The sequence below is a fragment of the Bacteroides stercorirosoris genome, assembly GCF_900142015.1.
Taxonomy (GTDB): domain Bacteria; phylum Bacteroidota; class Bacteroidia; order Bacteroidales; family Bacteroidaceae; genus Bacteroides; species Bacteroides stercorirosoris.
Genome location: NZ_FQZN01000011.1, coordinates 91033 through 118008 on the forward strand (window position 1 = coordinate 91033; position 26976 = coordinate 118008).

Below are 26976 nucleotides of genomic sequence, written 5' to 3' on the forward strand. Positions count from 1 at the left end.
ATATGAAGAATAATGATTGGAAAGAACGGCTGAATGTCGTGTATTCTACCAACCCGGACTATAATTACGAAAGGGAAGATAGCGAAGAACAAGTCTCTTTAGAAGCCTCCCGACAGAAGTTGCGCGTTCAATTGGACCGCAAGAACCGGGGCGGCAAAGTGGTCACACTGGTCACGGGATTCGTAGGTACGGAAAATGACTTGAAGGAGTTAGGCAAATTGCTGAAGTCTAAATGCGGCGTAGGCGGAAGTGCCAAAGACGGAGAAATCATCGTACAGGGAGATTTCAAGCAAAAAGTGCTGGAACTGCTTAAAAAAGAAGGATATACGCAGACGAAACCGGTCGGATAATCGGGTCTGCCGAAACAGATGGTCTATTAGGGCAAAACAGATGGTCTATTGAGACCAAACAGACCATCTGTTTTACCCTAATGCATCATCTGTTTCAAAAGCCGCTAATATGCATAAAAAACGACCGCTACGGAAATTCCGTGCGGTCGTTTCTTTTATATATAGAGTGGATTATTCAGCTTTCAAAGTGAAACGCTTGAAGTCAACAACCTTCAGTTCAGGATCTGCTGCCTTCAGTACTTCTCTAACAGTCTTTTTAGCATCCATGATATCTTCCTGGTTCAACAAGCAAACTTCCTTCAAGAACTTACCCAGACGACCCTTAGCGATGTTCTGAATCATTTGTTCGGGCAGGTGAGCAGCCTTTTCAGCAGAAACGGAAGCGATGATTTCCTTTGCTTTCGCTACATCTTCAGCTGTAATCCAGCCTTTAGCCATGTTGCTTTCCATGTGGTCTTCGCTGTCCACATGAGCAGGATTGATGCCAGCTTTCGTCAGAGCAGCGTCTACAGCTTTCTGTACCAATTCTACTTTTGTCTTTTCGATAGCAACTTCAACTTCTTTCTGCTTTATTTCTTCAGAAACACCATCTTCATCAACTGCAATCGGGCTCATGGCAGCAATCTGCATAGCCACTTGCTTAGCCAACGCTTCGTTTACTTCCTTGTTAAAAGCAACGATGGTGCAGAGTCCGTTTCTGTTCATGTGGTTATAAACAACAGTGTTTGCACCTTCTACAGTCATGTAACCATCAAGTTCCATTTTTTCACCTGTGATACCGCTACGGTCAGTCACTGCATCCTGTACAGTACCGTTACCCATCGGCAGTACTTTCACTTCGTCCAAAGTCTTGCAATTGTTAGCCACAGCAAGGTCAAGAATGTCTTGAGTCAACTTTATGAAGTCAGCATTCTGAGCAACAAAGTCAGTTTCACACTTCAAAGCGATGATAGCAGCAAAGTCACCGGTAGTCTTAGCCAAAACGCAACCTTCAGAAGCCTCGCGGTCTGAACGTTTAGCGGCAACAGCCTGTCCCTTCTTACGGATAATTTCTATTGCCTTGTCGAAATCGCCTTCAGCTTCTGTCAATGCATTCTTGCAATCCATCATACCTGCTCCGGTCATTTTGCGGAGTTTGGTAATATCAGCCATTGTTACAGCCATAATATATTTCCTTTATATTTTTAGTTATTGATAATAAAAAAAGTAGTTAGTAGTTAGTAGCCAGTAGTAAGTAGAGGATACTCTATTTGCTGACTTAGGTAAGCAGTACATTTCTCTACTTACTACTAACTACTTACTACTAACTACTCTATAATAATTAAGCCTCTTCTTCCTTCATGAAAGCAGCAGCTTTAGCTGCATTGATTGCTTCCTCGTCGGATTTGTCGAGTCTTGCTTTAGTAGCTTTCTTCTTGCCTTTGTTGGCAGGAGCTTCACCGGCAGCTTCCATATCCACCTTTTCAGCTTTTCTTTCTTCCAGGCCTTCCTGCATAGCAGCGCAGCAAGCATCCAAGATTACTTCTACTGATTTAGTAGCATCGTCATTAGCCGGAATTACGAAGTCGATGTTAGTAGGATCAGAGTTCGTATCAACGATACCGAATACGGGAATACCCAGACGGTTAGCCTCGCGAACTGCGATATTTTCTTTCATAACATCAATAACGAACAGTGCAGACGGCAGACGAGTCAGGTCAGCAATAGAACCCAAAGTCTTGTCCAACTTAGCACGTTGACGTGAAATCTGCAGAATTTCTCTCTTAGACAGATTAGAGTACGTACCGTCATTCGTCAGTTTGTCGATGGTAGCCATCTTCTTAACAGCCTTGCGGATAGTGGGGAAATTAGTCAACATACCGCCCGGCCAGCGCTCGATTACATAAGGCATATTTACAGAGGCAGCTTTGTCAGCAACCACTTGTTTAGCTTGTTTTTTAGTAGCAACGAACAGGACTTTCTTTCCTGATTTAGCGATTTGCTTCAAAGCTTCAGCAGCTTCGTCTACTTTAGCAACCGTCTTGTGGAGGTCAATGATATGGATACCATTGCGTTCCATGAAAATATAGGGAGCCATTGCGGGATTCCACTTTCTTTTGAGGTGACCGAAGTGGCAACCAGCTTCCAATAATGTATCAAAATTTGTTCTTGACATCTTGTTTTTTCTTTTAATCGTTTACTTTCTTTTTTGTTTTTTCTAAACCAACCGCCGGGTAGTCTATCTTTCCAGAGTCCCGGTAGTTTAGATACTAAACGCTCTTTCAGTTGAGAGTTGAGAGTTGAAAGTTGAGAATTAAGCAACTTGTCCGCCCCAACGTTTCTGCAACTCTTAACGTTTACTGAACTGGAATCTTCTACGAGCTTTCGGCTGTCCCGGTTTCTTACGTTCAACAGAACGCGGGTCACGAGTCATGAAGCCTTCAGCGCGGAGAGCAGCCTTGTCTTCAGCATTCATCTTCACCAGTGCGCGGGCGATAGCCAGACGCAAAGCCTGAGATTGACCAGTGAAACCACCACCGCAAAGATTTACTTTAATATCATATTTTTCAGTAACACCCAGCTTGCTCAGCGGTTGTTTTACTACATACTGAAGAATAGTTGATGGAAAGTACTCTGCAAGGTCTCTCTTGTTAATAGTAATCTTTCCTGTACCTTCGGTTACGAAAATGCGTGCGATTGCACTTTTACGTCTGCCTAATGCATTTACTACTTCCATATCTCTTATTTAAGTAAGTTTATATCAATTGATTTGGGGCTCTGAGCTTCATGTTTGTGCTCGCTGCCGGCATATACATACATATTGCTCAGCAATTTAGCGCCCAATTTATTCTTAGGCAGCATACCCTTTACTACTTTTCTCAACAGTCTGTCATCACCATTCGGTTTAGCCTGCAGACGAGCAGGAGTCATTTCTCTCTGACCACCGGGATAACCTGTGTATGACAAATACACTTTGTCAGTCCACTTATTACCTGTCATTTTAACTTTGTCGGCATTGATAATGATTACATTATCACCGCAATCTACGTGAGGAGTAAAGTTTGGTTTATACTTTCCTCTCAACAGTTTCGCAACTTTTGCGCCCAGACGTCCCAATACCTGGTCCGTAGCGTCAACAATAACCCATTCTTTGGTTACCGTAGCTTTGTTTGCAGAAATGGTCTTGTAACTTAAAGTATCCACTCTTGATTTGTTTTTTAAATGTTACTACTAAAAATTTTCTCATTACGGATTAACTACCCCGGACAAAGGTAGATTAACTCGCTCTGAATTAATTGCTTATCCTTATTAGATAATAATCGGCTTGCAAAGGTACGGATTTTCCCAAAACTGGCAAACGTTTTCTTCTTTTTTTTAAGAGACTATCAATCAATTACAAGCAATGTAAGGGTATAAAACAAGCAATGTTAAGATGCAAAAGATTACTTGTTTTGCACCTTAACATTGCTTGTCATATCGTGAAAGTCCCGTTTTATCGGACAATGTCTTCGGGGAACGCAGACGGCATCAACACCCGCTTCCAGGTTTCATGATACCAGCAGTTCAGTTCATTACCGTTCAAATCTTTAGAAATAAAATACTTCAGGTGCATAAGTTCTCCTTCTCCCATCTCGAACTCCAGTGTATTGTCCTTATTGTCAAGCATGGGCAGGTGAATGTTCTTTTCAATGCTTTCTTTATAGCTATTGTCCGTCAGCTGCATGTAAGTGCCATAACCGGTGATAATGGCATCCTTACCGGGGATTAGGGTGAAGTTTACGATGCGTCCGTCGTCACTCAGCACCTTGAAGGTGTTGCTGGGTTTCAACGTGCCGGGCACACCCGGAACTTCGGACACGTAGTGACATAACTGCCAGATGCCTTTCAAATCAGCAGGTTTGAAACTTGTCTTTTTCTGCGCCACCGCTCCTGTTACCGCCAACAGCATCGCCGCCAGCAAGGTAATGAAATACTGCTTTTTCATGTTCGTATATATTTGGTTAACGTATTGGCATCCAACTGTCACAAATATAAGTATTTATTTTGATATTATAACAGTTTATCCGTAAAAAAAGAGCCCGCACAACCAAGATTGTGCGGGCTACTCAACTTATTTATTTTTCGAGTTAGAACTCTGCATTACGCGGTGTACGCGGGAAGGGTATAACGTCGCGAATATTCGCCATACCCGTCACGAACAGAAGCAAACGTTCGAATCCCAGGCCGAAGCCGGAGTGTGGACACGTACCGAATTTACGGGTATCGAGATACCACCACATATCCTTCATCGGGATATGCATTTCCTCGATGCGGGTCATCAATTTACTATAATCCGCTTCACGTTCGGAACCACCGATAATCTCACCAATCTTCGGGAACAATACATCCATTGCGCGCACCGTCTTACCATCTTCGTTCTGCTTCATATAGAACGCCTTGATTTCCTTCGGATAATCAGTCAGGATGACCGGACGCTTGAAGTGATCTTCCACCAGATAGCGTTCGTGCTCGGAAGCCAGGTCCACGCCCCAGTATACCGGGAACTCAAACTTATGGCCTTTCGCAACCGCCTCTTCCAGTATCTTGATACCTTCTGTATAGGGCAAACGCACAAAAGATTCTCCCAACACGCCTTGCAGACGCTCGATCAGCCCCTTATCAAACATATCGTTGAGGAACTTCACATCGTCAGCACAGTTATCCAACGCCCACTTCACACAGAATTTGATGAATTCTTCCGCCAAATCCATGTTATCCGTAATATCGTTGAACGCAACTTCCGGCTCTACCATCCAGAACTCGGCCAAGTGGCGCGGAGTATTGGAGTTTTCGGCACGGAATGTAGGGCCAAACGTATAGATAGCACCCAGTGCCGTAGCTGCAAGTTCACCTTCCAACTGACCGGAAACCGTCAGACTGGCCTGTTTGCCAAAGAAGTCATCATCATAAATGATAGAACCTGCTTCATCTTTCTGCAAATCATACAGGTTTTTCGTTGTCACCTGGAACATTTGTCCCGCACCCTCACAATCGGAAGCCGTGATGATAGGTGTATGGAAATAAACGAAACCTTTCTGATGGAAGAAAGTATGGATAGCTATCGCCATGTTATGACGGATACGGAACACAGCACCGAAAGTATTCGTGCGGGGACGCAAATGAGCAATCTCGCGCAGGAATTCCAGCGTATGGCCTTTTTTCTGCAAAGGATATGTATTATCACAAGTTCCCAGAACTTCGATCTCACGAGCCTGAATCTCAGCTTTCTGACCAGAGCCTACAGATTCCGTCAGTTCACCGTTCACACTCAGACAGGCACCGGTAGTAATATCTTTCAGCATCTCTTCGTCGAAGTTTGCCAAATCCACTACTATCTGCACATTATTTATTGTAGAACCGTCATTCAGGGCGATAAAATTAACTTGTTTACTACCTCTGCGGGTACGAACCCAGCCTTTCACGTTGACCATAGCGCCGAAATCTTCGCGCTTCAACACGTCAACAATCTTTGTTCTACTAATCTTTTCCATATTCTTTTAATTAAAGGAGTTAAAGAAGTTAGAGGAGTTAAAGGAGGTAGAGCTGATACTCATACAGTAAAGAAGCTATCAGGCTTTAACTCCTAAGCAAAGCGATAACTTCTTTACCTCCTTAATACCCTATTATATAATTACTCAAAAGCGCCCATGCGCAGGTAATTCACTTCCGGTTCAGTAAGGTAACGCCATTCGCCGCGACGCAGTCCTTTCTTTGTCAGTCCGGCAAAGAACACACGGTCGAGCTTCACTACCTTGTAACCCAGTGACTCAAATATACGACGCACGATACGGTTCTTACCGGAGTGGATTTCGATTCCCACTTCATCCCGCTTAAAATCGTCCGTATAGTTGATAGCATCTGCATGGATTTCACCGTCATCCAACTGGATACCGGCTGCAATTTGCTCCATATCTGCTTTCGTCACATTTTTATCTGTATGTACGTGATAAATCTTTTTCTTCAGGAATTTCGGATGCGTCAGCTTGGAAGCCAAATCACCGTCGTTCGTCAGCAACAAAACACCTGTAGTGTTACGGTCCAGACGACCTACCGGATAAATACGCTCGTCACAAGCTCCTTTCACCAAATCCATTACCGTACGGCGTGCCTGCGGATCATCCGAGGTAGTCACTGTATCTTTCGGTTTATTCAGCAGAATATAGATTTTACGTTCGATGCTTACCAGCTGATCGTGGAATTTCACTTCGTCACCACGCTTAATCTTGGTTCCGAGTTCCGTAACCACTGCTCCGTTCACAGAAACCACACCTGCCGTGATGAATTCATCCGCCTCGCGACGAGAACAAACACCCGCATTAGCCAGAAACTTATTCAAACGAATCGGTTCATTGGGATCAACAAACTGCTCCTTGTACTCAATCTGCTTCTTACGGCTGTACTTTGCATTCGGATCATAGTCCGGCGTACGGCGCTGTTGAGGACGGCCATATCCACCCGGTCTTCCGCCACCATTCGGGTTGAAACGCGGACGTTGAGGACGGTCGCCATAAGAAGAACCACCATAACCGCCACCATAGGAAGGACGTTGAGGACGTTCTCCGTCACCACTGTTATAGCGAGGACGATAAGGACGGTCGTTATTATATGAACGCTGTTGTCCGTCACCGCTGTTGAAACGCGGGCGCTGAGGACGGTCGCCATAAGAAGAGCCGCCATAAGAGGGGCGTTGAGGACGGTCGCCGCCTTCGTTGTTGTAACGGGGACGATAAGGGCGGTCACCACCCGTGTTATTTCCATAGGACGGACGCTGAGGACGATCACCACTTTCGCTGTTATAGCGAGGACGATAAGGACGGTCGCCACCTTCACGGTTGTAGGACGGGCGGTCGCCATAGGTGCGTTGCGGACGCTCACTGCTACCTTCGGCATTAGGGTTAAAGCGCGGGCGATAAGGGCGATCACTGCTGTAAGCACGCTGTGGACGGTCGCCACTCTCGCTGTTAAAGCGCGGACGATAGGGTCGGTCACCACCTTCACGGTTGTAAGACGGACGGCTGTAATTGTTTTCTCTTTCAAATTTGTTGCCTGAATTCTCCTCACTGGAAGAATCGTCACGCCAAGTTTCGTTTTCTGTACTCATTGTTTTATTCGAATAAAATTAAACGTTGGCCTCACGGCCATTCTATTATCACTTTTATACCTTATATAATATATGTATTCTTTATAGTAACAATCACCGGATTTAAAATGTTGGCTTCATTATCCGGCTACACCTTTATCTTTCTTTTTTTTTAGATTCCTGTGTATGAATGAGGAGTGATGGCACGTAGTTCTTTCTTTATTTCTTCGCTCACATTCAGTTCCTCAATAAATTCTTTAATAGATGACTCCGTAATCGCCTGATTGGTGCGGGTCAATGCTTTCAACGCTTCATACGGATGCGGATATGCCTCGCGGCGCAGAATCGTCTGAATAGCTTCAGCTACCACGCTCCAGCAATTATCCAGATCACGGTAGATAGCAGTTTCGTTCAGCAACAACTTGCGCAAGCCTTTCAATGAACTTTGAATGGCAATCACGATGTGTCCGAACGGCACGCCCACATTACGCAATACGGTAGAATCCGTCAGGTCGCGCTGCAAACGGGATACGGGCAACTTCACCGCCAGATGTTCCAGAATCGCGCTGGCTATACCCAGATTACCTTCGGCATTTTCAAAGTCAATCGGGTTCACCTTGTGCGGCATGGCACTTGAACCGACTTCACCGGCTTTAATCTTCTGCTTGAAGTATTCCATAGAAATATATTGCCAGAAATCACGGTTCATATCAATCATCACTGTATTAATGCGTTTCATTGCATCAAAAACAGCGGAAAGATTATCATAATTGGAAATCTGCGTGGTATATTCTTCGCGTTCCAGTCCCAACTTTTCAGCAACGAACTTATTACCGAATGCTTTCCAGTCAAACTCCGGATAGGCTACGTGGTGTGCATTGTAATTTCCGGTAGCGCCACCGAACTTGGCTGTCAGCGGACAGGCTTTCAATGTAGCCAACTGACGTTCAAGACGGTATACGAAAACCATCACTTCCTTACCCAAACGGGTGGGCGAAGCCGGCTGTCCGTGCGTCTTGGCAAGCATAGGGATGTCAACCCATTCTTCCGCATACGTGCGAAGCTGAGCAATCAGTTCCTCAATCTGAGGATAATACACTTGTTCCAGAGCTTCTTTAATGGACAAAGGAACGGAAGTGTTATTGATATCCTGGGAAGTCAGTCCGAAGTGGATGAACTCTTTGTAATCATCCATTCCACCCATCTTGTCGAATTCTTCTTTCAGAAAATATTCCACGGCTTTTACGTCATGGTTCGTCACGCTCTCAATGTCTTTGATACGCTGCGCGTCAGTTTCCGAAAAGTTCCGGTAGATGTTTCTTAAAGTTTCGAACACACCTTTATCCACACCTTTCAGCTGCGGCAAAGGCAATTCGCACAGGGTAATAAAGTATTCCACTTCTACCTGTACGCGGTATTTTATCAAAGCAAATTCCGAGAAATAGGCCGCCAAGGCTTCTGTTTTTCCTCTATATCGACCGTCAACCGGAGAAATCGCTGTTAGTAAATCAAGTTCCATACGTATATTTTGATAATTATCGGACTGCAAAATTAGCGTTTTTTTCTGAGTAACAAACCATAAAGGGGGAAGAAAGTTAAGCGAGGAAGTTAACAGATAAAAAAACAACTTCACAAAATGCAGAATATCGGCTCAAACGATTACCTCAATCCCACCCACAGATATACACAGGGCCGCTTTAGGATGGCTACACCCTTTGCCCCGGATAGCTACACCCTTTATCAAAGATGGCTACACCCTTTGCCTGTTATGGTGTAGCCATCCCGGAACGATATATTATAGTGATTCTAATCAATCACTTTATAGCCTTTCCACCCATAATAGGCACAAAATATGAAGCATATGAGCGGAACGATATAGGCTATCTGATAAACATGTTCGTTATGATGCATTATATAAGCGGTGAGTTGCGGCAGGCAAGCGTTTCCTACGATAGCCATAACAAGGAAAGCCGAACCGCTTTTCGTATCATCTCCCAAGCCATTCAAGGCCAGGGAAAATTGCGTGGGGTACATGATGGACATAAAGAAAGACACCGCCAGCATAGCATATAGCCCAACCATACCGCCAAACGCCATAATGACACCACACAGGACAATATTCGCCAACGCATACACAACAAGCATATTCTCAGGCTTGAACTTTATCATCAAAGCCGTGCCAATCCAACGTCCCGCCAGGAAAGCAAGCATATAGAAACCGAAGAATGTGGTCGCCTGACCTTCGGGCATCCCCGTATACGTACAGCAATAAACCAGAAAGAGACTGTTGATTGCAGTTTGTCCGCCATTATAGAAAAACTGGGCGATGACTCCCCAACGGAGATGCGAACGTTTCAATACCTGAAAGTTAATCAGCTTACCACTCTCCTTTCCACACCCCTCTTCTCCCTTGATTTTAGGCAGATGAGAAAAGATAAAGACAATGGCAATTACCAGAAGAATACCCGCCAGAATGAGATAAGGCAATTTCATGGCGTCAGTTTCAAACTGAATATAGCCTTCCCAGCCTCCGGCATAGTCGGCAGGAATCGTCTCCCGCGTGTATTCCTGCCCGCTCAGCACCAGCTTACTCAGGAACATGGCAGCAATAAATGCACCCAAGCCATTGAATGATTGCGCCAGATTCAGCCTGCGGGATGCTGTTTGAGGATTTCCCAAAGCCGTCACATAGGGGTTTGCGGCCGTTTCGAGAAAACACATACCGGTGGCAATGACAAAGAATATGCCCAGATATGCCCAATATTCCTTTATGGCAGCCGCCGGAAAAAACAATGCTCCGCCGGATGCAGCCAGCAACAAACCGAAAATGATTCCGGCCTTATAGCTGTATTTCTTCATGAACATAGCTATCGGGATGGGAAAGATAAAATATGCCAGCCAATAGGCTGTTTCCGTGAATGACGCCTCGAAAGTATTCAGTTCACAAGTTTTCATCAATTGCCGTATCATAGTCGGCAAAAGATTGCTGCTGATGGCCCAGATAAAGAAAAGGCTAAATATTAGCGTCAGGGCAACAGTGTATTTCTTTGTATTGGTATTCATTTTATAAGGTCAATGTGTTAATCGTACTTATTCCGACATATTCTTTATATAAGGCAGCTCCACCAGATTCCCGAACCGATAGAACTTCCGGGCATTCTCTCCCAGGAAGAGTCTCTTTTCTTCATCCGTCATCAGGTCAGATTTAAGAATGAAGTCGTATGACATCCGGTAAGTGATAGCTGCAATGGTTCTCGGATAGTCCGATCCCCACATCAGTTTCTCCATACCCACAAGCGATGCGGCTTCCTTTATGGCAACCACAGCTCCGCGGAAAGGATAGAACTCATCATTAAACAGCCATGTGATGCCACCGGACTCGATACGTACCTGTTCATGGCGGGCCAGTTTTATCTGTTCCTGCCATTGCGGACGCGTCACCATACCAAAATGCCCTATCGCAATCCGCAAACGGGGACACTCAGCAATGATTTCCTCCATTTCGCCGACTTGCAGAGCACCATCAGCCAAATCCACCGAGAGAAGCACATCTTTTTCTTCCATCAGACGGAACATCCGCATCATTTCATCAGATGTGAGATATACCCTGCCATCGGACAGCAACAGCCGTTGCGCCGGAATCTTTATTGCTTTGAACCCTTTCCCGATCAGCTCTTCAGCATGAGGGAAGTAGCCGGGCTTCCGCGCATCAACCATGCCACAACACAGGAAACGGTCGGGATATTGCCGCCGCACCTCTTCCAGATAGTCGTTCTGCAAACCGTCAATATACTCTTGCGTGATCACTGCGGCAGACACCTGTGCATAGTCCATATTGGAAAGGAAAACTTCCGCCGTATTCCGTCCGTCCACCATAAAAGGCGGAAGCATCTGGCGTACCTCACCCATAAACAGAGATTTGCCTCCCTCCATTGTCTTAATCCGCATCCCGTCCACCTCTGTATCCTGGTGCAACCAGAGGTGGGCGTGAGCATCTATTATTCTATAATCCATCGTTTCAGAATTTTATCAAGATACGGAATACTTTTCCAGGATTAGCCACCCAACCTTCCAGGGCTTCTTCCGCCTGGTCCGACGCATAAACTCCGCTGATTAGTTTTTCCACATCAGCCGAAGAACGTTTCAGATATTCTATAACCGCACGGAAGTCTTCGGGCATAGCATTGCGGGAGCCACGAATATCCATCTCTTTCATCACGAAATACTTCGTCTCAAAAGAAGTTTCTTTCTTGGCATAACCAATACAAACCACCCGGCCGGTAAAGCCGACTTCGTTGATTGCCATCTGATAAGTAACCGGAGCACCAACAGCCTCAACAACCACATCCGGACCAGCACCTCCGGTTATTTCCTGCAAACGCGCATGCACGTCTTCGGTTGCCGAATTAATGGTATAGTGCGCGCCCAACTCCTGGGCCAGCTTCAGTTTATCATCATCCACATCCACAGCTATCACCCGGGCGCCACGCAATGCGGCACGGACAATCGCTCCCACACCAATCATTCCACAACCAATAACCATCACTACATCAAGGTCAGTAGTCCAGGCACGAGAAACAGCATGAAAACCTACGCTCATCGGTTCCACTAAGGCAAACTGGCGGAGTGTCAACGTGTCGTCAGCAATCACTTTTTGCCAAGGCACCGCTATATACTCGCACATAGCCCCGTCGCGCTGCACACCTAAAGTCTGGTTGAACTGACAGGCATTCGGACGTCCGTTACGACAGGAGGAACAATGCCCGCAGTTTGTATATGGATTCACCGTACAGGACATTCCGGGATGAATGCTCTCAGGCACCCCTGCACCCACAGCCTCTACCCGGGCCGCAATCTCATGTCCGGGAATAACCGGCAGTTTCACCATCGGATTCTTTCCCAGATAGGTGTTCAAATCCGAGCCGCAGAATCCGACATAATGTATCTTCAACAACACTTCACCGTCATGAAGTTGTGGTTTCTCTCTTTCTACGAGAGCGACATTGCGTTCTCCTAATATAGCTACCGCTTTCATTTCATTTTTCATTTTAACTATTCAACCATGTATCTCTGAAACGGGGTTCCAGAATGCCTTTGACTTCTTCCAGCAACTTCTCATCCAAAGCTCCATCCGCCCATTTGATATTCTGCAAAACAGCTTCGGAACGGGTTGTACTGAACAGAGTCGTTGCAATCCGAGGATTAGACACAGCATATTTCACCGCTAACTGTTCGATAGTCCCGCCCTGGGCTTTACAGTAGCCTGCCGCTTTTCTGCACAATTCCTGCAAAGGTTTGGGAGCCGGATGCCAATCGGGAGCACCCCGTTCGGTCAACAAACCCATTGAAAAGGGAGAAGCATTAATCACGCCTATCTCTTTTTCCTCAAAATAATCAAGATAATCGGCCAACGCATCATCATTGAGGCAATAATGACAGAAAGACAGCACGCTCTCCACCGTACCTTCGGGAACATGGTCAATCACATATTTAAAATGGCGCAACGTCAGATTAGTGATGCCTACATGTTTCACAATACCCTTATCACGCAATTCCACCAACGCCGGAAGCGTCTCTTTGCAAACCTGTTCCAAGTCGGCAAATTCAATATCGTGTACATTGATCAAATCAATATAATCCACGTTCAGCCGCTCCATACTTTCATATACGCTTTCCGTAGCCTTCTTTGCAGAATAATCCCAGGAATTTACCCCGTCATGCCCGTAGCGCCCCACTTTCGTAGAAAGGTAATACCTGCTTCTTTCGATGTCCTTCAAAGCTTTTCCCAACACAATCTCCGCTTTCAGATGCCCGTAATAGGGAGATACATCAATAAAATTAATGCCATTGTCCACTGCCGTATGCACAGCCTTTACGCCCTCTTCTTCTTTGATAGAATGGAAGACGCCTCCAAGTGAAGAAGCTCCAAAACTCAGATTGGAAACTTTCATTCCTGTTTTTCCTATTTCCCTGTATTCCATATTATTATTTTTAAGAAATCCATACCCCAAAAGTATCCGTTTTCACCCTATGTAAGATTAGCTTATGTGTTAAAACCCTACGCAAAGGTTTGCGCAAACTCCCCGTTTTATTACCTTTGTCCCAACCATGCCTTTCATTACTTTTGTTGTCGGACTCATTGACGTGTTTATACTATGGAAAAGAAAAGAAATGTATCACTGAAAGAACTTGCAGCCGAATTGGGAGTATCCATTTCCACCGTTTCGCGTGCGTTGAAGAACAGCCCGGAAATAGGCGAAGATATGCGGAAAAAAGCGAAAGCCCTGGCTAAAGAAAGAAATTACCGCCCGAACCCTTTTGCCATGAGTTTATTGAAGAATACACCACGAATCATAGGCATCATCGTCCCGGACATTGTCACCCATTATTATTCGTCCATCATCAGCGGGATTAACGATATGGCTCACAAAAATGGTTATTCCACCATCATTACCTCCTCTTACGAACAGTTTGAGAATGAAAAGAAGTGCCTGGAAGACCTGATAAATATCCGCGTGGAAGGAATCATAGCCTGCCTGTCGCAAGAAACGACAGACTATTCCCATTTCGAAGCGCTGGCCGACCTGAACATTCCTCTGGTTTTCTTTGACCGGGTGTGCCTGACGGACAAATTTTCATCTGTAATAACCAATAATATAGAATCGGCACAAGAAGCCACCGAGCATCTCCTATCCACAGGTTCACGGCGCGTGGCCTTTATCGGAGGGGCCAATCATCTGGATATAGTAAAAAAGCGAAAGCACGGCTATCTACAAGCCTTACGGGAAAGAAGGATACCGATCGAAAGAGAATTAGTGTTTTGCGAGAAGATAGGATATGAAGCCGGATATGAGGGTGCCCGCCGCTTACTCTCCCTGCCCAATCCGCCCGATGCCATATTAGCCATGAACGACAACCTTGCCTTCGGAGCCATGAAAGCCATCAAAGAGTCAGGATTGAGCATACCTGCCGACATCTCCTTAATAGGATATACAGACGAAGCGCATTCCAACTACGTAGACCCTCCATTGACAGCCGTCACACATCAAACTTATAAAATGGGAGAAACCGCCTGCGAACTCTTGCTTGAACAACTCAAAGGAATCAGTAAAATAGAACAAAGAATGATACCATGCATTCTCTCGGTTCGCGGTTCGTCTATCAAGAAACGAAGTAAATATCTCAAATAAAAAAGGCCTTACAATCACTCGCAAGACCTGTCCAACAATATTAAAGTGGGCGTTGACGGATTCGAACCGCCGACCCTCTGCTTGTAAGGCAGATGCTCTGAACCAGCTGAGCTAAACGCCCTTTTGTACGAAAGTGCTTGGATTTTTGTGGGCGTTGACGGATTCGAACCGCCGACCCTCTGCTTGTAAGGCAGATGCTCTGAACCAGCTGAGCTAAACGCCCGTACACTTCCGTTTCAAAAGCGATGCAAAGGTACAGCTTATTTTGACATTACCAAAACATTTGCGAATTATTTTTCAGAAGAAATATACAATTTCCTATGTAGTGATTGAAATTCAACAATTTAACAAAGAAACTTTTTTTCCTTAAAGAATCAGCTATATAACTTCCGCTTTTCTTTATCACCTTATGGAAGGATATAACTTCCCGGCGGAAGCACTTTATCTTTTCTGCCGGGCAATGCCACTACAGCAATGGTGCCCTGAGGAACAACCACATGTATAGTCATTATGTGATTCTCCTTCTTTATATCTACTTTGATATCGCCATAAAGAGTAGGCACCACTGCCGAAGCTTCATGCAATGCCCCGAGCTGCGGAGAAACACGGAAACACTTGAATCCCGGTTCAAGAGGCTCTATCCCACAAAGTTTCTGGCTCAATATGGTCAGCGGGCCACCACTCCACGCATGATTGATAGTACCGCCTCCAAAACCTTCAGCGCCTATCCCCCAGCCCTCAAACAAAGTGGTATAAGGGTATGCCAGCATTTGGGTGTAGCGGTTGCGCATACGTTCCAATGCAAAGTCCGGCTCACCCATCATGAACAAAGCTTCCAGAACATACTTTTCCATATAGGGACTGGCGTGATACTCCTTTTTCAAGACTTTCAGCAAGGCTTTATGCCTGCCGACCGGAGCCAGTCCGCTGACTACGGCCATAGCCTGGGCGCGGTCGTCCGTCTCGCCCTGATGGGACTTGGAGCGGTATGCAGTACCCGTCCAGTAGCGATGGTCGAAAGTTGAGGAAATGCGCTTCATCATCCCGTCAGCCCGGTTGGCGTCATACTGCTTATGCAAATAAAGGGCAAACTCTTTTTCCGCTTTAAGAGCCAGATAATACCAGCAGGTGGTAAGAACTTCCAGGTCGATATCAGTCCCCCAGTCTCCCCAGTTCCAATCGCCCAGACGGGGAACGGGAAAGCCCTGCATGTCTACTTCCCACACTTCGTGCAGGTATTTCTTCATCCCGTCGTAAACGTCCGGAACAAAAGAATAGTCACCGCTATAAAATGCCTGGGTATAGAATCCGTACCATCCCACAGAAGCCAACATTTGCAAAGGCAGCTCTTTGCACCAATTCAGAGAAGGTACGGGAGAAGCGATAATGCCATCCGGCCGTTGCCAGTTCATCAACTCATAAATGCCTTTTACAGCCAGCTGCCATCCCTGCGGATCGAGCGCATAGAATGCCTCGCCCAGTTCATTTACTTCATCGCCCCACCACTGTGCGCGCTCGCGATCCGGACAATCCATATAATTATCACGCATAGTAATATATAAGGTACGGGCACTCCGCTTCCACAGTTCGGTAAAGAACTCATCGTTGCAGGCGAAAGAGCCTTTAATATCCGCATTATAGCCCGTTTCACGATATTTAAGTTCCAGCACTTCCACACCGGCCGGGATAATGTACAGCATTTCATGCCCGTTCATCCATCCGAAACTTTCATATTCCTGTTCACCGTCGCGAGTAATATACTCCGCCCGCACATTATTGGCACTGCCACCCGTGTAATTGTCCGTCAACATTCCAATCTGCAATCCCGCCGGAGCTTTTACTTTCAAATAAGGAGTTACCTGGGCATTATAAGGCAACCGGCAACGAATGGTGTCTCCCGTTTCATTCTTAACCATTTCCGGATATTCTTTCAATCCGCTATCTTTCCACATCGGGACAGGACGAAGCACCAATTTACCAAACGGCATCCCATTCGGGGAGGCAATCTCGACAGATGCCCCCAACCGTCCGTCAAACTCCGGCAGATTCCAGCCCGCCAGTTCTTTGCGGGCATCGAAACGGATATTGCTCTCCGCCAAACGGTAATTGGGAAATGGCGCTTCTGTATCTTGGTAGGCCTGATAAACTTTACATTGCCAGGTTTTGTCGCTGACGATGGTCAACCCTGCCGAACGGGCACTAAACAATAAAGCAGCCGTCCCGCTGTTCACATGACTGAAGCCGTTCTTCCCGAAATGCCACACTAACAATGCTATGGTATTCCCTCCCTTTACCAGATAGGGAGCAATGTTTATCCGGTCATAATAAGTCGCCCCGGGCGCAGGTCCGCGTTTCAATCCGCCCTCAAAAACCACCATTTCGCCATTAATCCACAACCAGTATTTGGAATCGACAGCAATATTAGCCATCAGCTCACCCGGCACATCAGCAACCTCCACGGTTTTACGAAAACAAAGCCAGGAGTTCGGTGTACCTTGACAATGTTCACTGCCAATCCACCTGGCCTGAGGCAGGAACTCATCCGCTGCCTTCATCTGTATGGCAGCAACAGCTATCAAAATAAGAATTAAAAAGAAGAGCTTTTTCATGTTTAAGACAGTATTCTGATTTAGTTTTCATCTGTCACAAAAATAACGGATTATTTTTTGATATCCAATGATGCGGACCTAAAAAAAGAGACAGCATAAACACCGGAAACACCCGGCATCTATGCTGTCTTCTCTTTTCTGGTAATTATACTCTATTATTTGTATTCCTGCCAGCTCTTGATCTGAATATCTTCCAGTTTCATCTCGCAGAACGCTTCGATGAAAGCGCTTGCCAGACGGGCATTCGTAATCAACGGAATGTTGTGGTCGATGGCACCGCGACGAATTTTATAACCATTCGTCAACTCACGCTTCGTATGGTTCTTCGGAATGTTGACAATCAAGTCGAACTTATGTTCGGCAATCATCTTCATCACGTTATTCTCAGCATCAGGACGTTCATCGGGCCAGTAAACAGCCTCAGTAGCCACGCCATGAGCGTTGAGGAATGCCGCCGTACCTGCCGTTGCATAAATCTTATACCCTTTGTTGAAGAGCATGCGGCTGGATTCCAGCAAATCTACTTTCGACTTCATCGCACCGGAAGAGAACATCACGCCCTTCTGGGGAATCTGGAAGCCGGTAGCAATCATGGCACTCAGCAATGCTTCTGAGAAGTCATCACCGATACAGCCAACCTCACCGGTAGAAGACATATCCACACCCAACACCGGGTCTGCCTTGTGCAGACGTGAGAATGAGAACTGGGAAGCCTTCACGCCAATCCAGTCAATATCGAATGCCGACTTGTCAGGACGGGTGTAAGGAGCATCGAGCATGATGCGGGTAGCTGTTTCAATAAAGTTGCGTTTCAACACCTTAGACACGAACGGGAAGCTGCGTGAAGCGCGGAGATTACATTCGATCACCTTCACTTCGTTGTTGCGTGCCAGGAACTGGATGTTGAACGGACCGGAGATATTGAGTTCTTTTGCAATCTGACGGCTGATTTTCTTGATACGGCGTGCCGTAGCGAAGTAAATCTTCTGTGCGGGGAACACCAGCGTAGCGTCACCGGAGTGTACGCCTGCAAATTCCACGTGCTCGGAAATGGCATATTCCACTACTTCACCATTCTGCGCAACAGCGTCGAATTCAATTTCCTTCGTGTTCTGCAAGAACTGTGAAATAACCACCGGATATTCCTTAGACACTTCGGCAGCCATCTTCAGGAAGTTCTCCAGCTCTTCCTCATCGTAGCATACGTTCATCGCTGCACCCGAAAGCACATACGACGGACGAACCAGCACCGGATAACCTACCTTTTCAACAAAGCCTTTCACATCTTCCAGACTGGTGAGTTCCTGCCAAGCCGGCTGGTCGATGCCCAGCTGGTCGAGCATTGCAGAGAACTTGTTACGGTTTTCGGCACGGTCGATAGAGATAGGAGAAGTTCCCAGGATGGGCACTGCCTGACGGTGCAGTTTCATGGCCAGGTTGTTCGGGATTTGTCCGCCTACGGATACGATTACACCGCGGGGCTGTTCCAGGTCGATAACATCGAGCACACGTTCAAAAGAAAGTTCGTCGAAGTAAAGACGGTCGCACATATCATAGTCGGTAGATACGGTTTCGGGGTTGTAGTTAATCATGATTGATTTGTAACCCAGCTTGCGTGCAGTCTGCACAGCGTTCACCGAACACCAGTCAAACTCAACGGAAGAACCGATACGGTATGCGCCGGAACCCAGAACGACTACCGATTTCTCGTTCTTATAGTAATTCACGTCATATCCCTGAGTGGCATACGTCATGTACAGGTAGTTGGTCAGTTCGGGATGCTCGGAAGCAACTGTATTGATGCGTTTTACAGCCGGAAGGATGCCCAGTTCCTTGCGACGGGCGCGTACCTGGAGGTTTTCTTTCTCCATGTTACCTTGCGGATTCAATACGAAACGGGCAATCTGGAAGTCAGAGAAACCGAGGACTTTTGCTTCGCGCAGCACATCGGCGGGAATATCTTCTACCTTATTATATTGTGAAAGTTTCAGCTTATAGTCTACGATGTTCTTCAATTTGCCAAGGAACCAGGGGTCAATCTTGGTCAGGTCGAAGATGCGGTCAATTGTGTAGCCGTTCTCCAAAGCCTCAGCAATGGCAAACACGCGCAAGTCCGTAGGACGTGAAAGTTCGCGGTCGAGGTCGTCGAAGTGCAGGTCGTTGCCCACGAATCCGTGCATGCCCTGACCAATCATACGCAAACCTTTCTGGATGATTTCCTCGAAAGAACGTCCGATAGACATGATTTCGCCTACCGACTTCATGCTGGAACCAATTTCACGGCTAACGCCTACGAATTTCGTCAAGTCCCAACGAGGTATTTTGCATATCAGGTAATCCAGTTGCGGAGCTACGTAAGCAGAGTTCGGAGTTCCCATTTCGCCAATCTGGTCGAGCGTATAGCCCAGAGCAATCTTAGCGGCAACGAATGCCAACGGGTAACCCGTAGCTTTAGAGGCCAAAGCGGAAGAACGGGACAGACGGGCATTCACCTCAATCACACGGTAGTCGTTGGTTTCGGCATTGAATGCGTACTGAATGTTACATTCGCCTACGATACCCAGGTGGCGGATGCACTTCGTAGAAAGGTCTTGCAACATTTTCACCTGTTCGTCAGTCAGCGAGCAAGTGGGGGCAACCACGATAGACTCTCCGGTATGGATGCCCAGCGGGTCGAAGTTTTCCATGCTTGCTACCGTGAAGCAGTGGTCGTTTGCATCACGGATAACCTCAAATTCTATTTCTTTCCAGCCTTTCAAAGACTCTTCTACAAGAATTTGCTTCGAGAAAGCGAATGAGCTTTCAGCCAGTTTCAGGAATTCTTCCTTATCCTGGCAGATACCGCTACCCAAACCGCCCAGTGCATAAGCGGAACGGACCATCACCGGGAAACCGATACGCTCGGCAGCGGCAATCGCGTCTTCCATGCTCTCTACAGCCTGGCTGACGGGAGTTTTCATCTCGATTTCATCCAGCTTCTTCACGAAGAGGTCGCGGTCTTCAGTGTACATGATGGCTTCTACCGAAGTACCCAGCACACGCACGCCATGCTTAGCCAGCACGCCGCTTGTGTAGAGTTCGGCACCGCAGTTCAGCGCAGTCTGACCGCCGAATGCCAACAGGATGCCGTCCGGCTGCTCTTTCTTGATGATTTCTTCTACAAAATCAGTGGTTACGGGCAGGAAGTAAACCTTATCTGCAATGCCTTCCGATGTCTGGATAGTAGCAATGTTAGGGTTTACCAATACTGAACTGATACCTTCTTCACGCAGAGCCTTCAACGCCTGCGAACCGGAATAGTCGAACTCCCCGGCCTGACCGATCTTGAGTGCACCTGAGCCCAAGACCAACACTTTCTTCAAATTCTTTTCCATATATTCTCTTGTTGTCTATTAAGTTTCTTCCTCTATACGTTCGGGCACAAAAAAAATGCGTTACCCGAAAAGGATTAACGCATTACCAAAGAACTAACAATATCATTTTCAGAGAAAGAGAAATCGTCGGCTAACGAATGAAATTCATTCGAATGCAGATTGTATGTATCTCTTTTCCCGTGTTGTTGCATCGCTGTTTTAAAATTTGTGCAAAGTAACGACTTATTTGTGAAATCAGCAAATTATCAGAAGAAGTTTTTTAGGAATTCACCGAATACGGACAGGAATATCAGTATCATCCTAATCTCAAATGAAGAATAATTTGTAGTTTTACCGCAAAGTGCTCTCCCGACACTGCACGGCATACAGAATCTGGAGAATAAAAGTGTACTACGTAAAACAGATAAAGGGGGATGAAATACGAATTAGGACTTGCATTGTGACATCCTGCCTGTTTTCAAAAGAGGTATTACCGCGACGCGAAGGTTAACCGCATAACCAGGTATATATAATCAAGCCAAACACCATTAAGAACAAAACCACACTCTCCTTACCACAAAAGCATAATAAACCTGCCCCAAAACTTCTTCATCCCGACTATAAACTTTATCTTTGCGCTGGAGATGCATATCTTCACCTTAGAGATGCGCATCTTCAGCTTAAAGACATTCATCTCCAGACTGGAGATAAACTTTCTTCCTAACCACAGACATCTTCATCCCTAAAGAGAAGGTACCTCGAAGTTAAGACGGGACTCTTTTATCGTTAACACTGGTCACAAACATTATTAATACCGTAGAAATCAATGGCTGAATATGAGATGCAGGAATCAAACCTGCCCAATGAAGAGGGCAAACGTATCCTCTTTCCACGCATGAAGCTGTGGAACCAAGTAGACTTGGAATACATCGCAAAGAACATCAATTATGCAAGCACTTTCACACCGGGCGACATTATGGGGCTGGTGCGCTCGCTCACCCAGGAGATTGCCAACCAGATGGCGCAAGGCAATTCGGTGAAAGTGGACGGCCTCGGCATCTTCACCCCCGCACTGGGCTTGCGCCAAGGCAAAGAACGCGAATCGGGCGAAAAAGGCGGGCGGCGACGAAACTCAATGAGCATCTGCGTGCAGAACATCAATTTCCGTGCCGACAAGCAATTCATCGAAGAAACAGGAAGACGCTGCATACTGAGCCGGTCGGAGTTAAAGCCCGGCCGTTCATCGCAGAAATACACACCGGAACAACGGCTGGAGTTGGCACAAAAGTATCTGGAGGAACATCCTTATATGAAAGTGCCCGATTACTGCCAACTGACAGGTTTGCTGCGAAACACCGCCGCCAAGGAGTTGAAGCGCTGGAGCGAAATACCGGAAACCGGCATTACCACTCAAGGACGAGGTTCGCACAAGCTGTATGTAAAGCGGAAAGAGACAGCTATCCCTTGAGGTTTCGATAAATATCGGTATCTTTGCAGTCGCATTGAAAATTAAGGAATTAAAAACGAAGAAAATATAGATATGGCTAAAGAAAAAATCATCCTCACGGGCGACCGCCCCACAGGACGCCTGCACATAGGACACTATGTAGGCTCGTTGAGAAGAAGAGTGGAGTTGCAGAACTCCGGTTTGTATGACAAGATATTCATCTTCATTGCCGACGCCCAGGCGCTGACCGATAACGTGGATAACCCGGAAAAGGTACGTCAAAATGTAATTGAAGTAGCTTTGGATTATCTGGCTTGCGGCATCGACCCGACAAAATCCACCATCTTCATCCAATCGCAGATAGCGGAACTTTGCGAGCTGACTTTTTACTATATGAATATGGTGACAGTATCCCGCCTGCAACGCAACCCGACCGTAAAGACTGAAATCCAGATGCGTAACTTTGAGACAAGCATCCCGGTAGGCTTCTTTACTTACCCCATCAGCCAGGCTGCGGACATCACCGCCTTCAAAGCAACCACCGTTCCCGTAGGCGAAGACCAGGAACCGATGCTTGAACAGGCACGCGAAATTGTACGCCGGTTCAACCATATATATGGTGATACACTCGTTGAACCGGAAATCCTGTTGCCGGACAATGCAGCTTGCCTGCGCCTGCCGGGAACCGACGGTAAGGCCAAAATGAGCAAATCCCTGGGCAACTGCATCTACCTCTCCGACACCGCCGAAGAAGTGGAGAAGAAGATTCGCGGCATGTACACCGACCCCGACCACTTGCGCGTGCAAGACCCGGGCAAGGTGGAAGGCAATCCTGTATTTACGTATCTGGATGCTTTCTCCCGCCCCGAACACTTCGAACGCTATCTGCCCGATTATCCTAATCTGGATGAATTGAAAGCGCATTATATGCGTGGCGGTCTGGGTGATGTGAAAGTGAAAAGATTCCTCAACGCCATCATGCAGGAGACGCTGGAGCCGATCCGCAACCGTCGCAAGGAGTTTGAAAAAGATATTCCCGCCATCTACGAAATGCTGAAGAAAGGTTGCGAAACAGCACGCGAAGCCGCCGCCACCACATTGGATGATGTACGCAAGGCAATGAAGATCAACTATTTCGATGATGCGGAACTGATTGCAGAACAAGTGAAGAAATTCAGCGCAGAATAACTTCCTATTGTTTCTTCAATCCCCCCGTAACAAACAGAGAAACGCCCTGTTCCTCGTAGAATCCTACGAAAGAACAGGGCGTTCCGTTTGTTTATGAAAAGACTATGTTTAGTTAGCTGATTTTACCAATACCACACGGTTCAGAATCGGTTGGCCAAACTTGTCTACACCACCACCAGCTTCAATGTTCAGGCGGTCGGCAGCGATACCATAATTCTTGACCAATGCATTCTTGACAGCCTGTGCACGTTTCAAGCTCAACTCTTTGTTGAATGCCGGAGTACCGGTTGCAGAGTCAGCATAACCGTTTACGGTATAAGTCGCGTTCGGGAACTGTTTCATCTGTTCTGCCAGATAAGACAGGTTCATGATTTCACGCGGAGACAACTCGGCAGAACCAATTGTGAAGAATACGGTGCGCGGTGCAATGTCCGGATCGGGAACAATCACTTCCGTTTCTGTAACTTCAGCCACAGGTTGGTTTTCAGCCTGTACCAATGCATTCTTCAACTGTGCATTCTGTGCACCCATCATCGCCAGCTTATCCTGCATGGCAGCCAACTCGATTTGAGAAATCAACTGCGGCATCGGACGACGGAAACCGCGGGCAGGAAAACGGTAAGTCAAACCGACCGTTGCGCTCAGTACGCCATCATATCCATGATCACCGCCAACTTCGCCATCGAATTTGTCTTCAACACCCATTGCACTAAGTTCCAGGTTAATATCTATCGCATTCGAAATACGGAACTTGTTGATGATACCCGCATTTACGGACAGTGCTTCGCGGTGAGGCTTTGAATAGTTGTGAGTAAAACCGGCACCTACATAAGGGATAATCTCATAAACGCGGTGCTGGTTGTAACCACCGAAGAGTGCGTTCAGGTTGAACATCACGTCACCGTGGAGGTTCATATAGTCGAAGCGTTGTTTATAGTAACCGTCTTTCAGTTGGGTACCTTTCACATAGTCGGCACCTGCATCGTACGTAAATCCTCTTGCCTGAAGACCGCTATATTGCAAACGCAATCCTAAACCCGGAGTAAACCATTTACCAACGGAGACATTCAGTGTCGGGCTGATACGTTTACCAAAACTTCCGGCTTTGTCATTATCGCCAAATGTAGCCTCGGCACCACCGCCGATAGAGAAGAACCAATTGCTCCAGAAAGGATTGGTTATCACCTGATACTTATCCTGTACCTGAATAACCTCATATTCGACAACTTCACTTGTACTGTTCTGTGCCCAGGCGGCAGAAGTCAGGCCGGCCAGAGCCAACAACATTAGAATCTTTTTCATATACCTAAATAGTTAAGTGGTTAATTTAAATTCATTATTATATTTGCTTAAATAACACCCACAGAACTAAAAGGTTTTTGAGAGACTATAATTTTTGTTTTTAATATAAAATGCACGTTGGGAGAATTGATTCATAACTGATAAGAAAGGAATCAAATGGCAGCCTAAGCCTGAAAGGCTTTCATCTTACAGCCCAGGGCAACACCCTGGGGATTGGTATGTATGTATCTTTGCGCCCTGTAAGGGCAAAAGCCCGTATGTGGTGTTATGCCCTTACAGGGCGTAAGATTGTGGGGTACGGTTCATTCCCAGGGCGTTGTCCTGGGCTATAAGATGAAAGCCTTTCAGGCTTAAGCTGCGCTATACTATTAAGAAATTAAAGTCCGCGTTCATCCGCCTTATCCGCGACGTCCGCGTACCCATTTCATTCATAACCCTACAGAAATGAACTAATTCCGCCAACAGGAAAATATCTTAGCGTGAAAATAGCTTCTCGATATCTTCTTCTTTAATAGTAGACAGTACCGTACGGCCGTCCGGGGTATAATTCGGAGTAGGACAGGCGAAAAGGCTATCCACCAGGTTCACCATCTCCTCGTTACTCAATACCTGCCCGTAAACGATAGCAGCAGCTTTGGCCAGCGTCAAAGCCAGCATGGTCTGCACTTCTTCTTTTACATCACTCCCTTTTTCCATAGCCGTATGCACCATATTGCGCACTAACTCCACGGGATTCAGCCCTTCTATACCGGACGGAATACCGTTTATGGCATAACTGCCGCCACCCAACGGTGTCAGTTCAAACCCAACTGCCGAGAAATCTTCCAGAATACTTTCAAGCACCGCAGCTTCCGAAGCCGGCAACTGCACAATCTCAGGAAACAGCACCCCTTGCGATACCCCTTGTTTCTGGCGGATCTGACTCATATAGCGTTCGAACAAAACCCGGATATGCGCCCTGTGCTGGTCTATCAGCATCAGACCGGACTTCACCGAAGTAAGAATAAACCGTCCCTTAAACTGGAAGTGTTGTGCCCCTTTCTCCACTGCCGGTTCATTGGCATACAACGGTGCGGGTGACGATGGTGCCATTTCCGTTTCCGAAACATACGGCATACGTTCTTCGGGCATATCCGCCGATACCGGTGCGGAAGCCCAGTTTGTTTCGTCCACAAACGGTTCTTCCTCCATCGGAGCGTTCATCTTGCTGGCTTTTTCCAGTCCGTCATACAGTCCCTCCCAATCCACTTTCGGACGGGAATAGCTGCCGCCGCTATAAGAAGAAGAGGAGGAAGCGGGAGACGTTTTGAACGGATTGAAATCCGAATTATAATGCACTCTGGGGGGCTCTATCGGGCGGGTCTGGTCGAATGCCGGAATATCAGGCATGCCTTCCATGTCGAAATCAATAGACGGTACCGCATTGAACTTGCCCAATGATTCCTTCACCGCCGCAGAGAGTATCTGCCAGATAGCCTGTTCGTTTTCAAATTTGATTTCCGTCTTCGTAGGATGTATATTCACATCAATGTTAGCCGGATCAACATCAAAATAGATGAAATAGGAAATCTGTTCACCGGCCGGAATCAGCTGTTCATAAGCATCCATCACCGCTTTATGGAAGTAAGGATGGCGCATATAGCGGCCGTTCACAAAGAAATACTGGTGGGCGCCTTTTTTACGTGCCGTCTCCGGCTTGGCTACAAAGCCCGACACCTTCACCATAGTGGTGTTCACATCCACCGACAGCAAATGCTGGTTCAGCTTCTTGCCGAACACCGCCAGAATGCGCTGGCGAAGCGGCATTACCGGCAGATTGAACAACTCGCTGTCATTGCTATATAAATAGAAAGCCACCTCGGGGTGTACCAAAGCGATGCGTTCAAACTCTGTGAGAATATTGCTGAGTTCCGTTGAGTTCGCTTTCAGGAACTTACGGCGGGCGGGTATATTAAAGAATAAGTTCTTAATGGAGAAGTTACTCCCTTTCGGACAGGAAACAGCCTCCTGAGTTTCTACTTTTGAGCCGGCTATCATGATCCGTGTTCCCAACTCTTCATCGGCCTTGCGGGTTTTCAGTTCCACTTCCGCCACCGCGGCGATAGAAGCCAGCGCCTCACCGCGAAATCCCATTGTGCGCAAAGCAAACAAATCGGCAGCTTCCTTAATCTTAGAAGTAGCGTGACGCTCGAAAGCAAGGCGTGCATCCGTTTCGGACATACCCTTTCCATCGTCAATCACCTGTATGCAGGTTTTCCCTGCATCTGTCACCAATACATGTATCTCTTGCGCCTCGGCATCAATCGCATTTTCTACCAATTCCTTAATTACGGATGCCGGACGCTGTATCACCTCTCCGGCAGCAATCTGATTGGCAACCGAATCGGGCAGCAAATGAATTATGTCGCTCATAATGAGTAAAGTAGTTAGTAGTTAGT

At 46.7% G+C, this 26976-nt stretch carries 20 protein-coding genes and 2 tRNA genes; 4 read left to right on the forward strand and 18 right to left on the reverse strand.

Going from position 1 to position 26976, the window contains the following annotated elements; all coding sequences use genetic code 11:
- The first annotated feature begins 2 nt into the window (after nucleotides 1–2).
- Complete coding sequence (locus BUC01_RS09985) at nucleotides 3–350, forward strand: translation initiation factor (RefSeq protein WP_025835287.1); 348 nt, start codon at nucleotides 3–5, stop codon at nucleotides 348–350.
- 171 nt (nucleotides 351–521) lie between these two features.
- On the opposite strand, the gene tsf is transcribed toward BUC01_RS09985, so the two are convergent.
- The 12 genes from tsf to BUC01_RS10045 all read right to left on the reverse strand — a co-directional run bounded on the left by tsf (nucleotide 522) and on the right by BUC01_RS10045 (nucleotide 13430).
- On the reverse strand, nucleotides 522–1514 hold the full coding sequence (gene tsf / locus BUC01_RS09990) for a translation elongation factor Ts (RefSeq protein ID WP_073313600.1): 993 nt from the start codon (nucleotides 1512–1514) through the stop codon (nucleotides 522–524).
- A 157-nt stretch (nucleotides 1515–1671) separates the two neighbouring features.
- Nucleotides 1672–2505, reverse strand: coding sequence for a 30S ribosomal protein S2 (gene rpsB / locus BUC01_RS09995; RefSeq protein WP_025835286.1), 834 nt, complete (start codon nucleotides 2503–2505; stop codon nucleotides 1672–1674).
- A 174-nt stretch (nucleotides 2506–2679) separates the two neighbouring features.
- Nucleotides 2680–3066 carry a 30S ribosomal protein S9 gene (gene rpsI / locus BUC01_RS10000; protein ID WP_025835285.1) on the reverse strand — a complete coding sequence of 129 codons (387 nt, stop codon included), beginning with the start codon at nucleotides 3064–3066 and terminating at the stop codon, nucleotides 2680–2682.
- Nucleotides 3067–3071: 5 nt separating this feature from the next.
- The gene (gene rplM, locus BUC01_RS10005) at nucleotides 3072–3533 is read right to left on the reverse strand and encodes a 50S ribosomal protein L13 (RefSeq protein WP_025835284.1); all 462 of its coding nucleotides are present in this window, start codon (nucleotides 3531–3533) and stop codon (nucleotides 3072–3074) included.
- Between the two features lie 289 nt (nucleotides 3534–3822).
- On the reverse strand, nucleotides 3823–4314 hold the full coding sequence (locus BUC01_RS10010; protein WP_025835283.1) for a DUF4488 domain-containing protein: 492 nt from the start codon (nucleotides 4312–4314) through the stop codon (nucleotides 3823–3825).
- A 142-nt stretch (nucleotides 4315–4456) separates the two neighbouring features.
- Nucleotides 4457–5860, reverse strand: coding sequence for an asparagine--tRNA ligase (asnS, locus tag BUC01_RS10015; RefSeq protein ID WP_025835281.1), 1404 nt, complete (start codon nucleotides 5858–5860; stop codon nucleotides 4457–4459).
- Nucleotides 5861–6000: 140 nt separating this feature from the next.
- The gene (locus tag BUC01_RS10020; protein ID WP_025835279.1) at nucleotides 6001–7470 is read right to left on the reverse strand and encodes a pseudouridine synthase; all 1470 of its coding nucleotides are present in this window, start codon (nucleotides 7468–7470) and stop codon (nucleotides 6001–6003) included.
- A 151-nt stretch (nucleotides 7471–7621) separates the two neighbouring features.
- The gene (gene purB / locus BUC01_RS10025) at nucleotides 7622–8968 is read right to left on the reverse strand and encodes an adenylosuccinate lyase (RefSeq protein ID WP_025835277.1); all 1347 of its coding nucleotides are present in this window, start codon (nucleotides 8966–8968) and stop codon (nucleotides 7622–7624) included.
- A 287-nt stretch (nucleotides 8969–9255) separates the two neighbouring features.
- Nucleotides 9256–10512 carry an L-fucose:H+ symporter permease gene (gene fucP / locus BUC01_RS10030; protein ID WP_073313602.1) on the reverse strand — a complete coding sequence of 419 codons (1257 nt, stop codon included), beginning with the start codon at nucleotides 10510–10512 and terminating at the stop codon, nucleotides 9256–9258.
- 27 nt (nucleotides 10513–10539) lie between these two features.
- The gene (locus BUC01_RS10035) at nucleotides 10540–11463 is read right to left on the reverse strand and encodes an amidohydrolase family protein (protein WP_025835275.1); all 924 of its coding nucleotides are present in this window, start codon (nucleotides 11461–11463) and stop codon (nucleotides 10540–10542) included.
- A gap of 4 nt (nucleotides 11464–11467) precedes the next feature.
- Nucleotides 11468–12484 (reverse strand): zinc-binding alcohol dehydrogenase family protein, encoded by a 1017-nt coding sequence (locus tag BUC01_RS10040; protein ID WP_025835274.1) that lies wholly within the window; start codon nucleotides 12482–12484, stop codon nucleotides 11468–11470.
- A 13-nt stretch (nucleotides 12485–12497) separates the two neighbouring features.
- The gene (locus tag BUC01_RS10045; protein ID WP_025835272.1) at nucleotides 12498–13430 is read right to left on the reverse strand and encodes an aldo/keto reductase; all 933 of its coding nucleotides are present in this window, start codon (nucleotides 13428–13430) and stop codon (nucleotides 12498–12500) included.
- 174 nt (nucleotides 13431–13604) lie between these two features.
- On the opposite strand from BUC01_RS10045, the gene BUC01_RS10050 reads away from it, so the two are divergent.
- Nucleotides 13605–14639: a LacI family DNA-binding transcriptional regulator gene (locus BUC01_RS10050; RefSeq protein ID WP_025835270.1), complete on the forward strand. Its 1035-nt coding sequence runs from the start codon at nucleotides 13605–13607 to the stop codon at nucleotides 14637–14639.
- A gap of 46 nt (nucleotides 14640–14685) precedes the next feature.
- Here the strand turns inward: BUC01_RS10050 and BUC01_RS10055 are convergent.
- From BUC01_RS10055 to carB, 4 genes are all read right to left on the reverse strand, one after another.
- Nucleotides 14686–14760, reverse strand: a tRNA-Val gene (locus BUC01_RS10055).
- 27 nt (nucleotides 14761–14787) lie between these two features.
- Nucleotides 14788–14862: transfer RNA gene (locus BUC01_RS10060), tRNA-Val, on the reverse strand.
- Nucleotides 14863–15046: 184 nt separating this feature from the next.
- Complete coding sequence (locus BUC01_RS10065) at nucleotides 15047–17248, reverse strand: alpha-L-rhamnosidase-related protein (protein WP_073313605.1); 2202 nt, start codon at nucleotides 17246–17248, stop codon at nucleotides 15047–15049.
- A gap of 155 nt (nucleotides 17249–17403) precedes the next feature.
- Nucleotides 17404–20622: a carbamoyl-phosphate synthase (glutamine-hydrolyzing) large subunit gene (carB, locus tag BUC01_RS10070; protein WP_073313608.1), complete on the reverse strand. Its 3219-nt coding sequence runs from the start codon at nucleotides 20620–20622 to the stop codon at nucleotides 17404–17406.
- 805 nt (nucleotides 20623–21427) lie between these two features.
- Between carB and BUC01_RS10075 the strand changes: the two genes are divergently transcribed.
- Both BUC01_RS10075 and trpS read left to right on the forward strand, forming a co-directional pair.
- A complete protein-coding gene (locus BUC01_RS10075) occupies nucleotides 21428–22069 on the forward strand; it encodes an HU family DNA-binding protein (protein ID WP_073313611.1) in 642 nt (213 codons plus the stop codon).
- A 72-nt stretch (nucleotides 22070–22141) separates the two neighbouring features.
- The gene (gene trpS / locus BUC01_RS10080; protein WP_025832922.1) at nucleotides 22142–23236 is read left to right on the forward strand and encodes a tryptophan--tRNA ligase; all 1095 of its coding nucleotides are present in this window, start codon (nucleotides 22142–22144) and stop codon (nucleotides 23234–23236) included.
- A 108-nt stretch (nucleotides 23237–23344) separates the two neighbouring features.
- Here trpS and BUC01_RS10085 read toward each other — a convergent pair whose 3' ends face one another.
- Both BUC01_RS10085 and mutL read right to left on the reverse strand, forming a co-directional pair.
- Nucleotides 23345–24538: an OmpA family protein gene (locus tag BUC01_RS10085; protein WP_025832924.1), complete on the reverse strand. Its 1194-nt coding sequence runs from the start codon at nucleotides 24536–24538 to the stop codon at nucleotides 23345–23347.
- A 474-nt stretch (nucleotides 24539–25012) separates the two neighbouring features.
- Nucleotides 25013–26950: a DNA mismatch repair endonuclease MutL gene (gene mutL / locus BUC01_RS10090; protein ID WP_025832925.1), complete on the reverse strand. Its 1938-nt coding sequence runs from the start codon at nucleotides 26948–26950 to the stop codon at nucleotides 25013–25015.
- Nucleotides 26951–26976 lie beyond the last annotated feature (26 nt).

Coding starts and splice junctions, on each gene's coding strand:
- BUC01_RS09985 (WP_025835287.1), top strand. CDS start 3: ATGAAGAATAATGATTGGAAAGAACGGCTGAATGTCGTGTATTCTACC.
- tsf (WP_073313600.1), bottom strand. CDS start 1,514: ATGGCTGTAACAATGGCTGATATTACCAAACTCCGCAAAATGACCGGA.
- rpsB (WP_025835286.1), bottom strand. CDS start 2,505: ATGTCAAGAACAAATTTTGATACATTATTGGAAGCTGGTTGCCACTTC.
- rpsI (WP_025835285.1), bottom strand. CDS start 3,066: ATGGAAGTAGTAAATGCATTAGGCAGACGTAAAAGTGCAATCGCACGC.
- BUC01_RS10010 (WP_025835283.1), bottom strand. CDS start 4,314: ATGAAAAAGCAGTATTTCATTACCTTGCTGGCGGCGATGCTGTTGGCG.
- asnS (WP_025835281.1), bottom strand. CDS start 5,860: ATGGAAAAGATTAGTAGAACAAAGATTGTTGACGTGTTGAAGCGCGAA.
- BUC01_RS10020 (WP_025835279.1), bottom strand. CDS start 7,470: ATGAGTACAGAAAACGAAACTTGGCGTGACGATTCTTCCAGTGAGGAG.
- purB (WP_025835277.1), bottom strand. CDS start 8,968: ATGGAACTTGATTTACTAACAGCGATTTCTCCGGTTGACGGTCGATAT.
- fucP (WP_073313602.1), bottom strand. CDS start 10,512: ATGAATACCAATACAAAGAAATACACTGTTGCCCTGACGCTAATATTT.
- BUC01_RS10035 (WP_025835275.1), bottom strand. CDS start 11,463: ATGGATTATAGAATAATAGATGCTCACGCCCACCTCTGGTTGCACCAG.
- BUC01_RS10040 (WP_025835274.1), bottom strand. CDS start 12,484: ATGAAAGCGGTAGCTATATTAGGAGAACGCAATGTCGCTCTCGTAGAA.
- BUC01_RS10045 (WP_025835272.1), bottom strand. CDS start 13,430: ATGGAATACAGGGAAATAGGAAAAACAGGAATGAAAGTTTCCAATCTG.
- BUC01_RS10050 (WP_025835270.1), top strand. CDS start 13,605: ATGGAAAAGAAAAGAAATGTATCACTGAAAGAACTTGCAGCCGAATTG.
- BUC01_RS10065 (WP_073313605.1), bottom strand. CDS start 17,248: ATGAAAAAGCTCTTCTTTTTAATTCTTATTTTGATAGCTGTTGCTGCC.
- carB (WP_073313608.1), bottom strand. CDS start 20,622: ATGGAAAAGAATTTGAAGAAAGTGTTGGTCTTGGGCTCAGGTGCACTC.
- BUC01_RS10075 (WP_073313611.1), top strand. CDS start 21,428: ATGGCTGAATATGAGATGCAGGAATCAAACCTGCCCAATGAAGAGGGC.
- trpS (WP_025832922.1), top strand. CDS start 22,142: ATGGCTAAAGAAAAAATCATCCTCACGGGCGACCGCCCCACAGGACGC.
- BUC01_RS10085 (WP_025832924.1), bottom strand. CDS start 24,538: ATGAAAAAGATTCTAATGTTGTTGGCTCTGGCCGGCCTGACTTCTGCC.
- mutL (WP_025832925.1), bottom strand. CDS start 26,950: ATGAGCGACATAATTCATTTGCTGCCCGATTCGGTTGCCAATCAGATT.